We start from the raw sequence: 15323 nt of genomic DNA, 5'->3' as shown, positions 1-15323 counted from the left end.
ATCATTTTTCTTCTGCCTGTAAAACCACTGTTGGATCGCTAATCCATCTTCCTCCCTTTTGCTTAACAGGAATAAAAGCGAACATCCAATTTTGGCCGGTAATGGGTTTGGGCACTTTTATCAGTACTGTATTCCACCCTTTTTTTAACTGAATAGTTGCGGGTTTACGCGACCAGAAAAATTCTTCATCGGTATAAGGAATTTCATTTGCTTGTGTAAACCAGGTTGGCTTAAGGTTTTGGTTTGCACCGGGATTTTCCCATACAGGACCTTTTAATTCCGTATTATTGATAAAGATTTCGCCGCCATTAGCATCCCATTTTCCGTTTGGAGGTACACCGGCACTTTGCCTGTTAGAGCGTGCCGGGGTTTCGAATCCGATTAAAGCTTGTATGTTTTGATCATGTTCAGAAAAGATATTTGAAGTGAAGTCTACCCGCGTTAAACTATCAACAGCCTGATCTGCCAGCAACGATTGATTTATCCTTATCACGCTCCCGGCAATTTTTTGAGGCAGCCGATCAGTTGTAATGGGTTTTCCTTTCCAGTAAATTTTGCTTACCTGCCATTCCGTTTGCGAAGCATTAAAATAAGGAAAAGGCAATTTTTCAAAAAATCGGGCCTGATGAACCGTTAAACGCTTTTCGAATTCTGCAAAATATTGGTTGGCTGTTGTATTTTTAAGCGGTAAAACGTTTAAAAGATCAGGGTTAGCTTCTGGTCTTCCACACCAAACCGCTTCGCTATAAGTCAATGCACCAGGCCAGACAGGGTTATGAAGGAAGATTTTTTCCTTATCCGCTACTCTGGTGTCTGGCCAGCAACATAAAATACCACCTAAAGCATATTGATCTCCCCTGGCCTGGTTACAAACCTGCCGAAAAAAATAACGTTGAATTAAAGTAACAGCATCGAACAAATTCAGGTACCCACCGTACGAATCAATAAATGGATTTCTTTTAGTATTTGCCACCTGTCCTGTTGCTTCTTCTCTCCAAAGCTGCTGGATACTTCCTTTTACAGGTGGCAAACCAGGGTTCCACACCATAACTTTACGCCCATTAGCCATAACCCTATTGCTCATCCTTTCGATAAATGCAGCAGGGTTTGGAATATGTACTTCATCCGAACCGATATGCAAAACCGGACAATCGCTGGCCGGAATCTCTTTACAAAATTCATCGATTAATTTTTCTAAAACCTGCATGCCTTGCTCGCTCTCCATTTTAAAACCAAAAACGCGCTCAAAATAAGCACTATGGCCAGGCATATCCAGTTCAGGAATAATGGTAATGTGTTTTTCTTTGGCAAAGCGGATCAACTCTTTAATATCGGCAAAGCTGTAACTGCTATCCGGATCGCGGTTAGCCTGCCTAAACCTGGCTTCGTTAAGCTGCGGAAAAATTTTGCTTTCTATCCTCCAGGCCGGATTATCGGTTAAATGCCATTGAAATGTATTGTATTTATAATGGGAAAGCAGCTCGAGTTGCTCTTTTAGCAGGGTAATACTTTGAAAATTACGTCCGTTATCATGCATAAATCCTCTAACAGCAAAGGCAGGCCAATCACTAATTTCACAAAAAGGGATAACTACGCCTGCACTTGTGTTTTGCATTAATTGCCTCAGTGTTTGCACGCCATAATATAACCCGCTACTATCCAAGGCTTTAATATTGATACCTTTTTTAGAAACAACAAGCTGATAACCCTCTTTTTTAAGTGCTTGTATTTTAACAATTTCTACGTGTACCTGAACTTTATTTTTACTGATTCTATTGGAAAGTTTGACGCCATTAGCTATGAACAGGCGTTTTAGAGCTGACAGAACAGTTGCGTTACTATTAGATTTGATTACAATTTCATTCAACTTAAGCACGCCAGGTTGCCACACCACTTGCTGTGGAAATGGAATAAGGGCTACCGATGCCTGAGCCAATTCTTGAAGGGAATGATTACTGCTCCAATGCGCATCACCACCAGGTATTTTAGACCGGTTTTGCGCATTAAAAGTTCTTTTCTGATTAAAATCTTCTGTCCGGACTGCTTTCTGATGATATGCTTTTTTTACTGTACATGAGAAAAGTAACAGCAATAACACAGCTAAACATAGATTTCTTTGCATATCTATTTTCCGGAAGCTAAAATTTTCCGGATCACTTTTTCGTAAGCATCGGCGTATTGCATCATTCCAAAATCGTTTGGATGTGTGCCATCAATGGTGCTGTTATCAGTAAAACCAATCTCTTCTGCAGTTAGGATATACAGATTTCTGATTCCTGATTGCTTCAATTTTTGATAAGTATGATTCAGGATTTTAGAAGTTTGAATGTATTTTCGGGTTAGTTCGCTATCCAGGTTAACCTGTGTCAAGCCAGAACTGTGTTCGACCAATAAAACGGGCGTATGAGGATGTTTTGCTTTTAAACTTTGCACAGAAAGGGTAATCCGTGACTCAATTTCAGCAGCCGGATAAATCTTTTGATCATACAGATTAGGCTGGCAATCCAATACATAGAGCCTGGCATCTGTTTCATTCATCAGGTCAATCAACGGGTTTTCCAACCGGCCATTGCCTGAAAAACCTAAATTGATCACCGGCAGGTTTAATTTCCTGCCTAGTATATTCAGCCATGCCATTCCGGGTCTGCTTGCACTAGCCCCCTGCATAATAGAAGTACCATAAAACACTAAAGATTTTTTTTCATTGGCTTCTTCTACCTTAAATTCATCATTTATCCCCACTCCTATTTTTAACCATTTTGGCGTGTTATATAGTGGCAGGTATAGGCGGAATTTCTTGATTTTTACTACCGCATCAAAATTTGCATAACTATAAGTAACCGTGTCGCTAAAGCTGTATGCTGCTTTTATCCAATGCCAGTTATTTTGCATATCCTGCGCATATAAATCGAGGCCGCTTACGCCTAAAGCTGGCATATTATCTAAACTTTTCCCTCCATTGAGCTGATATTTTACTATAATCTGTTGTGCATTGGTATTAAAATCCAGGTACTCGCCAGCAGTATTCTTCGCTAAATCCCAAACTTCTTTCCTCACTACTTTTTCGGCCATAACAGGTAAGCGGTTATAATAGTTAAGGCTATCGCTGTTTTGCCAGGCCTTACCTTTTAATGTAGCGTAAGCATTGCCTTGAGGGTTAAACCATTTAAAAGTGCTTTTTTCTTGCGAAAAACTTGATTTACAGTACATTAAACAAATTATAAGCCCAAACAAAAAGACATTTCTCATTTGTTACTGATTTAATAGTGGTTTTACGCGCTGTAAAACTTCGTCGGCGGTAACGGTCGATAAAGATTTTATACTAAAATTTCCGAGTGCTTTGTTTAACTCATCAAGTGCTGCTGAATTTTTATTTTTGGTATATAATTGTTGTAATTGCTTAATTTTTTCAAAATCCTGGGCACCCTCGATCATTTTTTCGAACCTTACAGATGTTAATGGCCCCGGATAAACCATGTAAGTATCGCCTGCAGGCCAGGCAGTGAAACGGGTATCGGTTAAGGGATTTTTTGTCCAGCTGTTGTAGGCCCAGCGCAAATAACCATCCATGTTTTTGCTGGCAGTGTACCAGCCCATCCACACCTGCTCTGCGGGCGAAGAGAAACTGAAAGCATTGGGATAAGGTTCTGTACAGCAGGTGTACCAGGTACTGGTTTTACCCTCCGCTATGCGTTTTTGTAATACATCCGCCGGAAATTCCCATTTAGATGCAATGCAATAATTGTCGATGTCTTTTTCTATTTCCTGGTGATATTCTCCTGCCAGGGCTAATTTCCAATCCTTATCAACGCTTTTTAATAATTTGATTACGGCCTGCATGGCTTTCATCGGACGTTCGTCCATGGCAATATAGGTTTTCTGGAACCAGTTTTTTGATTTTAAATGTTTGGTAAAATCTGTCAACATTGTTTTCCAAAAGGAATCATATGCAGGTGTACTGATGGCTTCAGTAAATACTGCTTCTTTTTGGGTGGCTTCATCCCAATAGCTAAAGGCAATTTTCCAGGGTACCATGCTATAGCAATTGATGCGCTGATTGATGCCGGTAGTCATTACAAAAGCAATATATTTGTCAAACAGGCTGTAATCATAGCTCCAGGTACCGTCTTTTTTCTTTGTCCATTTAATTAAACTTGGGTAATCATCATAAGTTTGATGGCCCCAGGGTTCGTTAACAATACTTGCGGTAATGGTTTTCTGCCCGGCATTGGCCAACATTGTATAATATGGCTTCATTAAGGCAAAATGTTCATCGCTCCATAATTTTACCTGATGCGTACGGGCAATGGCTGCGGGATGTTGCCATAAATCTAAGTCATACTTCCATTGTGCCGGCGCAGGTAAAGTTTTATCGAGCACCTGAATCTGAACAGGCAGATCATATTCCTTTTCACCTTTAATTTTGACTATTCCTGAATAAATACCGGCTTTGGTAGCTACCGGAATTTTTATACTCAACCAAACCGGCTGTGTATTTCTGGCATTAATTACAATGTTATTTATTTTTGTATCAATTTGGTCGGCCACATAAGATGAATCAAAATCGGCTGCTTTACGGTAACCACAGCCATCTCTAAACTCGTCGGTAATAACATACTTGATAATGCCCGCAGTAATATTTTCTTTTTTAATGTTGTTACCCTGCTGATCTTTGAGATCGGATGGTTCTATACTTACCCCGGCAATATTATTGTTGGCCCACAGCAATAGCTGAGCGTGTATTTTTTCGCCTTTCCAGGCTGAGGTATTCCATTTATTTTGAACTGGAACCGCCGGAGGTACTTCTTTTGCAAACCTCACATTGCTGCTGGCGAAGCTAATATTTAACGCTTTAGTGGTATTTTCCCATTGTTTGTTGATGGTCTCTCTGTCTGGCAGTTTTGGTTTCTGGAGGGCTAAACTTACATCCTGGGCGGCACTTGTTAAGCCAAAACCCATCATTAATATCACTGATAAAAACTTCATAAACCTAAGTTAATGAAACCGATCAGAATTAAATTAAGAGATTGAAAAGCTATGCTTACGCAAACGTTTGACGAATTGTAACAAAATAGATAGATAAGAAATAAAGGTCAGCCCGGATATTGAGGGGATTTAATCTTTTAAAAGTGAAGTTTATATTTTAGATATTCATTATTACACAAATTCAAAAAAAGTTTATTTTATCATGAATTTAATACTCACGAGTTTACTTTCCACTATTTATTAATTTACAAAATCTATTTAAACAAAAAAACCCCGACAAAATGCCGGGGTTTTAAACTATTTAGATTAAATATTAAGCATCTACTTCTTCTTGTTTCGAAGCTAATAATTTATCGTATTCTTCCTGAGAACCAACGATGATTCTTTCGTAACCACGTACACCAGTACCTGAAGGGATTAAGTGACCAACGATCACATTTTCTTTCAAGCCTAACATATTATCGCGTTTACCTGCAATTGCTGCCTCATTCAATACTTTCGTAGTTTCCTGGAACGAAGCCGCAGAAATGAACGATTTAGTACCTAATGATGCACGTGTAATACCTTGTAAGATAGAACTTGCAGTTGCTGGTCTTGCATCTCTAACCGTAATCTGTTTTAAATCTTTACGTTTTAACTGAGAATTTTCATCTCTTAATTTACGTAATGAAACAATCTGACCTGGTTTGATTTCGGTTGAATCACCTGCATCTTCAACCACTTTCTTATCGTACATGGCATCATTCTCGTCGGCAAAATCCCAACGGTCAACAGCATTGTTTTCTAAGAAAATAGTATCACCCGGATCTTCAATGTGAACTTTCTGCATCATCTGGTGAACAATTACCTCGAAGTGCTTATCGTTAATTTTCACACCTTGTAAACGGTAAACTTCCTGAATACCATTTACCAGGTATTCCTGAACCGCTGCAGGGCCTTTAATTGATAAGATATCAGCAGGAGAAATTGAACCATCTGATAAAGGCATACCTGCTTTCACAAAGTCATTATCCTGTACAAGGATGTGTTTAGACAATGGAACAAGGTATTTTTTAACTTCACCATCTTTCGATTCGATTGTGATCTCACGGTTACCACGTTTAACGCCACCTAAAGTTACCACACCATCAATCTCAGTTACTACAGCCGGGTTAGATGGGTTACGTGCTTCAAATAATTCTGTTACACGAGGTAAACCACCCGTAATATCCCGGGTTTTACCAGTAGCACGAGGAATTTTAGCGATAATCTGACCGGTTTGGATAGTTTCACCTTCATCAACTGAAACGTGAGCTCCTACCGGAATGTTATAACCTTTGATGAATTCACCTTTTTTATCAACGATCTGAACTGAAGGGTTTTTCGTTTTATCACGTGTATCGATAATTACTTTTTCACGGTGACCAGTTTGCTCATCTGATTCTTCACGGAAGGTAACACCTTCAATAATGGCATCAAATTGTGCTTTACCGGCAAATTCTGAAAGAATAACCGCGTTGTACGGATCCCATGAACAGATTTTATCACCTTTTGAAAGTTTATCGCCTTCTTTAACGAATAAGAATGCACCGTAAGGAATGTTATTCGTAACGATCACCCTGCCAGTACCTGGCTCAACAATTTTGAACTCACCTGAACGACCCAATACAACCTGTACTGTACCTTCTTCAGTCTGAGTATCAACTGTACGGATATTTTCGAATTCGATAACACCATCAAACTTAGCTACGATGTTTGATTCTGCAGCAATGTTCGATGCAGTACCACCCACGTGGAAAGTACGAAGTGTTAACTGTGTACCCGGCTCACCGATTGATTGTGCTGCAATTACACCAACTGCCTCACCTCTTTGAACACGTTTACCAGATGCCAGGTTACGGCCATAACATAATGCACAAACACCACGTTTAGCTTCGCAAGTTAATACTGAACGAATTTCGATACCTTCTAAAGGCGATTCTTCGATCAGTTTGGCAACTTCTTCATTAATATCTTCACCAGCACCTACTAATAATGTATTATCCAGAGGATTGTAAACATCATGTAGCGAAGTACGACCTAAAATTCTATCAAATAACGGCTCAACGATATCTTCCTGATCTTTTAAGGCAGTTGTGTACATACCTCTTAAAGTACCGCAATCGTTATCGTTAACGATCATATCCTGAGCAACATCATGTAAACGACGGGTTAAGTAACCCGCATCAGCTGTTTTTAACGCCGTATCCGCCAAACCTTTACGGGCACCGTGAGTAGAGATAAAGTACTCTAATACCGATAAACCTTCTTTAAAGTTTGATAAGATCGGGTTTTCAATAATATCACCACCTGAACCAGATTTTTGAGGTTTTGCCATCAAACCACGCATACCGCAAAGCTGACGAATCTGCTCTTTAGATCCACGTGCTCCGGAGTCAAGCATCATATATACCGAGTTGAAACCCTGGTTATCGCTTGATAACTGGTTCATTACGAATGTAGTTAACCTGTTATTAATACGTGTCCAGATATCGATGATTTGGTTGTAACGCTCGTTGTTGGTAATGAAACCCATGTTATAGTTGTTTCTTACCTCTTCAACTTCGTTAGCAGCCTGCTCTAGTAAAGTATGTTTCTCAACCGGAATGTTAACGTCTTGTAAGTTGAACGATAAACCTCCCTGGAATGCCATACGGAAACCTAATTCTTTGATATCATCCAGGAATTGAGAAGAACGTGCCATACCAGTCATTTTCACTACCTCACCGATAATATCTCTTAACGATTTTTTAGTTAATAACTCGTTGATGTAACCAACTTCTTCAGGAACCATCTGGTTAAACAATACCCTGCCAACAGTAGTTTCAGTTAATTTATTAACGATAGAACCGTCACTTTGCTTAACGTTTACCCTTACTTTGATAAAAGCATGAAGATCTAATTCTTTCTCGTTATAAGCGATGATTACTTCTTCCGGAGAATAGAAATTCGAATCCTGTCCTTTTACAATTCTTGTTTCATCAGTTCTGCGGCCTTTAGTAATGTAATAAAGACCCAAAACCATATCCTGAGATGGTACTGTAATTGGCGTACCATTTGCAGGGTTTAAGATGTTGTGTGCAGCCAACATTAATACCTGGGCTTCCAAAATTGCTGCATTACCTAGTGGTAAGTGGACAGCCATCTGGTCACCATCAAAATCGGCGTTGAATGCGGTACAAACTAATGGGTGTAACTGGATTGCTTTTCCTTCAATTAATTTTGGCTGGAAAGCCTGAATACCCAGTCTGTGTAGCGTAGGTGCACGGTTTAATAATACCGGGTGGCCTTTTAATACATTTTCTAAGATATCCCAAACTAACGGATCTTTTCTATCAACGATTTTCTTCGCAGATTTAACTGTTTTTACCACACCACGCTCAATCATTTTACGAATGATGAATGGTTTGTAAAGCTCAGCAGCCATATCTTTAGGAATACCGCACTCGTGTAATTTAAGGCTAGGCCCTACAACAATTACCGAACGAGCTGAATAATCCACACGTTTACCTAATAAGTTCTGACGGAAACGACCTTGTTTACCTTTCAAAATATCTGAAAGTGATTTTAAGGCACGGTTACCTTCAGTTTTTACCGCGTTAACTTTACGTGAGTTATCGAATAACGAATCTACAGCTTCCTGCAACATACGTTTCTCGTTACGTAAAATTACCTCTGGTGCTTTAATCTCGATCAAACGTTTTAAACGGTTGTTACGGATAATTACACGACGGTATAAATCATTTAAATCGGAAGTAGCGAAACGGCCACCTTCTAATGGAACCAACGGACGTAATTCTGGTGGAATAACCGGAACGATTTTAACAATCATCCACTCAGGGCGATTCTCAATACGAGTATTGGCACCACGGAAAGCTTCAACAACCTGAAGGCGTTTTAAAGCCTCATTTTTACGTTGTTGAGAAGTTTCGTTAGCTGCCTGGTGACGTAAATCGTAAGATAAAGTATCTAAATCAATACGTTTTAATAAATCTTCTAATGCTTCAGCACCCATTTTGGCGATGAATTTATTAGGATCTTTATCATCCAGATATTGGTTTTCTTTAGGTAATTTATCTAAGATATCTAAATATTCTTCTTCCGTTAAGAAGTCCATATAATTGATACCTTCTTCAGCCATTAAGCCTGATTGGATAACTACGTAACGCTCGTAATAGATAATTAAATCTAATTTTTTAGTAGGTAAACCTAATAAATAACCGATTTTGTTTGGTAAAGAGCGGAAGTACCAGATGTGCGCCACAGGAACCACTAAAGCAATGTGTCCCATACGCTCACGACGTACTTTTTTCTCCGTTACTTCAACACCACAACGATCACAAACAATACCTTTATAACGGATACGTTTGTATTTACCGCAATGACATTCGTAATCTTTTACCGGACCAAAAATACGCTCACAGAACAAACCATCGCGTTCTGGCTTGTAAGTACGGTAGTTAATGGTTTCTGGTTTCAACACCTCACCGCTTGAACGTTCCAGAATAATTTCCGGAGACGATAAGCTAATCGTGATTGATGTGAAATTGCTTTTTAATTTATTATCCTTTTTGTAAGACATATCTCTTTCTTTAATGATCGAAGGATTGAGTGATTGAATGATTGAATGAAAGTTACCCATCATTCAATCATTCACTCATTCTTTCATTCAATTAGTCTAACGTAATATCTAAACCTAAACCACGTAACTCATGTACCAATACGTTGAACGATTCTGGCACACCCGGAGTTGGCAGGTTTTCACCTTTAACAATGGCTTCGTAAGTTTTGGCCCTTCCAATCACATCATCCGATTTAACGGTTAAGATCTCCTGAAGGATGTTAGCTGCACCGAATGCCTCTAATGCCCAAACCTCCATCTCTCCAAAACGCTGACCACCAAACTGGGCTTTACCACCCAATGGTTGTTGTGTAATTAATGAGTATGGTCCGATTGAACGGGCGTGCATCTTATCATCAACCATGTGACCTAGTTTCAGCATGTAGATAATACCTACTGTTGTAGTTTGATCGAAACGCTCACCTGTTAAACCATTGTATAAGTAGGTTTTTCCTGAAGCAGGAACACCGGCTTTAGCAATCCATTCTTCCACTTCGTCATGAGAAGCACCATCGAAAATCGGGGTTGCAAATTTAACACCCAACTCCTGACCTGCCCATGCTAAAATGGTTTCGTAGATCTGACCAAGGTTCATACGTGAAGGTACACCCAGTGGGTTCAACACGATATCAACCGGGCTACCGTCAGCTAAGAAAGGCATATCTTCATCACGTACAATACGTGCAACAATACCTTTGTTACCGTGGCGACCTGCCATTTTATCACCTACTTTTAATTTACGTTTTTTAGCAACATAAACTTTTGCCATCTGTACAATTCCCGATGGAAGCTCATCACCTACACTGATCGCAAATTTATCGCGTTTGTAAGCTCCAAGTTCTTCGTTAACACGGATACCGTAGTTGTGAAGCAACATTTTAATTAACTCGTTTTTATCATCATCAGTTGTCCATTTGTTAGGGCTGATGTGGTTATAATCAAGTTCTGCTAAAATTTTCTGTGTAAATTTAGCGCCTTTAGCAACCAATAATTCTTTGTAAATGTTAAATACACCCTGAGATGTTTTTCCGTTTACGATAGTGAACAATTTGTCTACTAATTCTGCTTTTAATTTCTCAGTGATATTGTTATATCCTTTGTCTAATTTCTCAATTGCCGATTTTTCTTCAGCTTTTGTAGTTTTCTTAGCACGGCTGAATAATTTGGTATCAATTACCACACCCTGGATTGAAGGAGGAGTTTTTAAAGACGCATCTTTAACATCACCTGCTTTATCACCAAAGATTGCACGTAGTAATTTCTCTTCCGGTGAAGGATCAGATTCTCCTTTCGGAGTGATCTTACCAATTAAAATATCACCTTCTTTTACATCAGCACCAATACGGATAATACCATTTTCATCAAGGTCTTTAGTAGCCTCTTCAGAAACGTTAGGGATATCTGGTGTTAATTCCTCTTCTCCACGTTTAGTATCACGTACTTCTAATTCAAACTCTTCAATATGCAGTGAAGTGAAAACGTCGTCACGAACAATACGCTCGTTGATTACAATCGCATCCTCAAAGTTGAAACCCTGCCAAGGCATGAAAGCCACTTTCAGGTTTCTACCTAATGCCAGTTCACCGTTTTGAGTTGCATAACCTTCGCAAAGCACTTGTCCTTTAGTAACTTTCTGACCTTTTCTTACGATCGGTTTCAAGTTGATACAAGTATTCTGGTTGGTTTTTTTGAACTTAATTAAACGATAAGTTTTGCTGTCACCTTCAAATGAAACTAAACGATCATCTTCGTTACGCTCATATTTAATGGTGATTTCATTAGCATCTACATACTCAACAATACCATCACCTTCTGCATTGATCAAAGTTCTTGAGTCACGAGCAACGCGACCTTCTAAACCTGTACCAACAATCGGTGCTTCAGGACGTAACAAAGGCACGGCCTGACGTTGCATGTTCGATCCCATCAAAGCCCTGTTCGCATCATCATGTTCCAGGAACGGAATTAACGACGCAGCAATTGAAGTAATCTGGTTTGGCGCAACGTCCATTAAGTCTAATTTCTCAGGCTCAATAATCGGGAAGTCACCCTCATAACGTGCTTTAACACGCGGTGTGGTAAAGTTACCTTTATCATCATACTCTGCGTTGGCCTGAGCAATGGTTTTACCATCTTCATCCTCTGCAGATAAATAAATAACGTCTGAATCTACAACTACTTTACCCTCTTCAACACGTTTGTACGGTGTTTCAATGAAACCTAAATTGTTGATTTTTGCATGCACACAAAGTGATGAAATCAAACCAATGTTCGGTCCCTCAGGAGTTTCAATGGTACATAAACGACCATAGTGGGTGTAGTGAACGTCACGTACCTCGAAACCGGCACGCTCACGTGATAAACCACCTGGACCTAAGGCCGATAAACGGCGTTTGTGAGTGATCTCTGCCAATGGATTTGTTTGATCCATAAACTGAGATAACTGGTTAGTACCAAAGAACGAGTTGATCACAGATGATAACGTACGGGCGTTAATCAAATCAGTTGGTGTAAACACCTCGTTATCGCGGATGTTCATACGCTCACGGATAGTTCTGGCCATACGGGCTAAACCTACACCAAATTGTGCGTACAATTGCTCACCTACCGTACGTACACGACGGTTAGACAAGTGATCGATATCATCAACCTCTTCTTTTGAGTTGATCAGTTTGATCAGGTATTTTACAATTGCAATAATATCTGCTTTTGTTAATACTTTAACCTCATCAGGGGTATTCATTTTTAATTTACGGTTGATGCGGTAACGACCAACATCACCTAAATCGTAACGTTTATCCGAGAAGAACAAACGATCAATGATACCACGTGCGGTTTCCTCATCAGGTGGTTCTGCGTTACGCAAAGCACGGTAGATGTTTTCAACAGCTTCTTTTTCTGAGTTCGATGTATCTTTCTGTAATGTATTATATATAATGGTATAATCAGCCTGACTTGCGCCATCTTCTTTTGATAAGATGATGCTTTTTACGCCAGCCTCAATAACCATATCGATGTGTTCGTCTTCTAAAACGGTTTCTCTTTCAAGAATCACTTCATTACGGTCGATAGAAACTACCTCACCAGTATCTTCATCAACAAAATCTTCAACCCATTTTTTCAATACCCTTGCAGCCAGTTTACGACCGATGTATTTCTTTAAACCAGATTTGCTAACTTTTACTTCGTCGGCAAGATCAAAAAGTTCTAAGATATCTTTATCAGAATCGTAACCGATAGCACGTAATAAAGTGGTAACCGGGAATTTTTTCTTACGATCGATATACGCATACATCACGTTATTAACGTCTGTAGCAAACTCGATCCATGAACCTTTGAAAGGAATAACACGTGCTGAGTACAATTTGGTTCCGTTGGTGTGACGGCTCTGGCCGAAGAACACCCCTGGAGAACGGTGTAATTGCGAAACGATAACACGTTCTGCACCGTTGATAACAAACGTACCTTTTGGTGTCATATACGGGATAGTACCTAAATACACATCCTGAATAATGGTTTCAAAATCTTCATGTTCTACATCATTACAAGAAAGCTTAAGCTTTGCTTTTAATGGAACATTGTAGGTTAATCCACGCTCAATACACTCGTGTATATCGTAACGTGGCGGATCAACAAAATAATCAAGAAACTCTAATACGAAGATATTTCTTGAATCTGTTATTGGAAAGTTTTCAGCAAACACTTTAAACAAACCTTCGCTCGAGCGATCGTCTGAAGTGGTATCTATCTGGAAAAATTCTCTGAATGATTGCAATTGCACATCCAGAAAATCCGGATAGTCTATAATGTGCTTACTAGTTGCAAAATTTACTCTTTGTTCGACTGTCTTTGCCAATGGACTAAAAGATTTTAGTTTAAGAATAAACTATTTGTTTGGTTTCGTTCCTTAACCATGCTCATTAACCAAACAAAATGAGATGTTTATAAACAGGTAAAGACACCGACATTTTCAGTCGGTGTCTAATACATTTTTAGCTTAGCTAAGTTAAGTGATTACTTAATCTCAACTACTGCTCCAGCTTCTTCTAATTGTTTTTTAAGAGCTTCTGCTTCGTCTTTAGCAACACCAGTTTTTAATTCTTTTGGTGCTCCGTCTACTAAGTCTTTAGCTTCTTTCAAACCTAAACCAGTTAAGTCTTTAACCAGTTTTACAACTGCTAATTTCTGACCACCAGCTTCTTTTAAGATTACATCAAAAGATGTTTTTTCTGCAGCAGCAGCAGGTGCATCACCACCAGCAGCAGGACCAGCAACTACAGCAGCAGCTGCAGGCTCAATACCATACTCATCTTTTAAGATTTGAGCTAATTCATTAACTTCTTTTACTGTTAAGTTTACTAATTGCTCAGCAAACGCTTTTAAATCTGCCATTTTATTAAGATTTTAAAAATTTACGTGTGTAATAATTTTGTTTAATTTGCGAACTTAAGGTGTTCGTTAACCTTCTCTTTCCTGAAGAGTTTTAACAATTCCTGCAATTTTGTTACCGCCTGATTGAAGCGCAGATAGCACGTTTTTAGCTGGTGACTGTAGTAATCCAACGATATCGCCGATAAGCTCTTCTCTTGATTTCAAGCTTACCAGGTTATTCAACTGGTCGTCGCCAACATATACTGATGAATCTATAAATGCTGCTTTAAGCACAGGTTTATCAGAAGTTTTTCTCAAAGCTTTAATCAACTTAGCCGGAGCGTTTGCTGTTTTTGAGAATAATAATGATGATGAACCTTTAAGCGCTTCGTATATCTCAGAAGCATCACCTTCTAAACCTTCAATCGCTTTGCGGATTAAAGAGTTTTTAGCAACCTTCATTACGATATCACCTTCGAAACATTTGCGGCGGATGTTATTGATCTGCTCAACAGAAAGGCTAGAAGTATCAGCAATATAAAAATTGCCAAACTCTTGCATTTGTCCTTGTAGTTCTAAAACTACTTCGTTTTTTTCTTCTCTGTTCATGATTAGATCCCCGCTACTGATTTTGTTTCAATTGCAATTCCAGGACTCATTGTAGAAGACACGTGAATGCTCTTAAAATAAGTTCCTTTTGCAGCAGATGGTTTTAATTTAGAAATTACCTGAATGATTTCAAGTGCATTCTCATAAATTTTATCTGCTGGGAATGATACTTTTCCTATCGAGGCGTGTATGATACCCGTTTTGTCTACTTTAAAATCAATTTTACCTGCTTTAACCTCTGTTACAGCTTTACCAACTTCGTTGGTTACTGTTCCTGATTTTGGGTTAGGCATTAAGTTCCTTGGACCTAAAACACGGCCCAATTTACCTACCTTAGCCATACAAGCTGGTGTAGTGATAATAATGTCTACATCGGTCCAACCACCTTCAATTTTAGCTACATACTCGTCTAAACCTACGAAGTCTGCGCCAGCTGCTTTTGCTTCTTCTTCCTTATCAGGAGTTACTAAAGCTAAAACACGTACAGTTTTACCTGTTCCGTGTGGTAAAGTAGCAATACCACGTACCATTTGATTGGCTTTACGCGGATCTACACCTAAAGATACATCAATATCAACTGAAGCATCGAATTTAGTAGTAGTGATTTCTTTTACCAAAGCAGCAGCATCCTTCAAAGTATAAGCTTTACCAGCTTCTATTTTAGCATGTGCCTTTTTTTGATTTTTAGTTAATTTCGCCACTGTTGTAAACTGTTTTT

At 39.1% G+C, this 15323-nt stretch carries 8 protein-coding genes; all 8 read right to left on the bottom strand.

Features of this window, described 5'->3' with window-relative positions:
• Position 1: 1 nt before the first annotated feature.
• The 8 genes from ACTJKC_RS06175 to rplA all read right to left on the bottom strand — a co-directional run bounded on the left by ACTJKC_RS06175 (position 2) and on the right by rplA (position 15306).
• Positions 2-2122 carry a family 20 glycosylhydrolase gene (locus tag ACTJKC_RS06175; protein ID WP_440790717.1) on the bottom strand — a complete coding sequence of 707 codons (2121 nt, stop codon included), beginning with the start codon at positions 2120-2122 and terminating at the stop codon, positions 2-4.
• A gap of 2 nt (positions 2123-2124) precedes the next feature.
• Positions 2125-3210, bottom strand: a complete 1086-nt coding sequence (locus ACTJKC_RS06170) for an SGNH/GDSL hydrolase family protein (RefSeq protein WP_440790716.1) — start codon at positions 3208-3210, stop codon at positions 2125-2127.
• Positions 3211-3252: 42 nt separating this feature from the next.
• Positions 3253-4986, bottom strand: coding sequence for a glycoside hydrolase domain-containing protein (locus ACTJKC_RS06165; RefSeq protein ID WP_440790715.1), 1734 nt, complete (start codon positions 4984-4986; stop codon positions 3253-3255).
• A gap of 313 nt (positions 4987-5299) precedes the next feature.
• Positions 5300-9586: a DNA-directed RNA polymerase subunit beta' gene (gene rpoC, locus ACTJKC_RS06160; RefSeq protein ID WP_440790714.1), complete on the bottom strand. Its 4287-nt coding sequence runs from the start codon at positions 9584-9586 to the stop codon at positions 5300-5302.
• Between the two features lie 91 nt (positions 9587-9677).
• Entirely contained in the window at positions 9678-13481 is a 3804-nt protein-coding gene (gene rpoB, locus ACTJKC_RS06155) for a DNA-directed RNA polymerase subunit beta (protein WP_344849292.1), read from the bottom strand.
• Between the two features lie 158 nt (positions 13482-13639).
• Positions 13640-14017 carry a 50S ribosomal protein L7/L12 gene (gene rplL / locus ACTJKC_RS06150; RefSeq protein WP_025143257.1) on the bottom strand — a complete coding sequence of 126 codons (378 nt, stop codon included), beginning with the start codon at positions 14015-14017 and terminating at the stop codon, positions 13640-13642.
• 66 nt (positions 14018-14083) lie between these two features.
• The gene (gene rplJ / locus ACTJKC_RS06145; protein WP_025143258.1) at positions 14084-14605 is read right to left on the bottom strand and encodes a 50S ribosomal protein L10; all 522 of its coding nucleotides are present in this window, start codon (positions 14603-14605) and stop codon (positions 14084-14086) included.
• A gap of 2 nt (positions 14606-14607) precedes the next feature.
• Positions 14608-15306, bottom strand: a complete 699-nt coding sequence (gene rplA / locus ACTJKC_RS06140) for a 50S ribosomal protein L1 (RefSeq protein ID WP_025143259.1) — start codon at positions 15304-15306, stop codon at positions 14608-14610.
• Positions 15307-15323: the final 17 nt, after the last annotated feature.

It is taken from the genome of Pedobacter sp. 22226, from assembly GCF_052045455.1.
Taxonomy (GTDB): Bacteria; Bacteroidota; Bacteroidia; order Sphingobacteriales; family Sphingobacteriaceae; genus Pedobacter; species Pedobacter jeongneungensis.
The sequence above is the reverse complement of the archived record's forward strand: the minus strand, read 5'-3'. Positions and strand labels throughout refer to the sequence as shown.

Bases quoted from the DNA above. Each gene is read 5' to 3' on its own strand.
- ACTJKC_RS06165 (WP_440790715.1), bottom strand. From the start codon at position 4,986: ATGAAGTTTTTATCAGTGATATTAATGATGGGTTTTGGCTTAACAAGT.
- rplL (WP_025143257.1), bottom strand. From the start codon at position 14,017: ATGGCAGATTTAAAAGCGTTTGCTGAGCAATTAGTAAACTTAACAGTA.
- ACTJKC_RS06170 (WP_440790716.1), bottom strand. From the start codon at position 3,210: ATGTACTGTAAATCAAGTTTTTCGCAAGAAAAAAGCACTTTTAAATGG.
- rplJ (WP_025143258.1), bottom strand. From the start codon at position 14,605: ATGAACAGAGAAGAAAAAAACGAAGTAGTTTTAGAACTACAAGGACAA.
- ACTJKC_RS06175 (WP_440790717.1), bottom strand. From the start codon at position 2,122: ATGCAAAGAAATCTATGTTTAGCTGTGTTATTGCTGTTACTTTTCTCA.
- rpoC (WP_440790714.1), bottom strand. From the start codon at position 9,586: ATGTCTTACAAAAAGGATAATAAATTAAAAAGCAATTTCACATCAATC.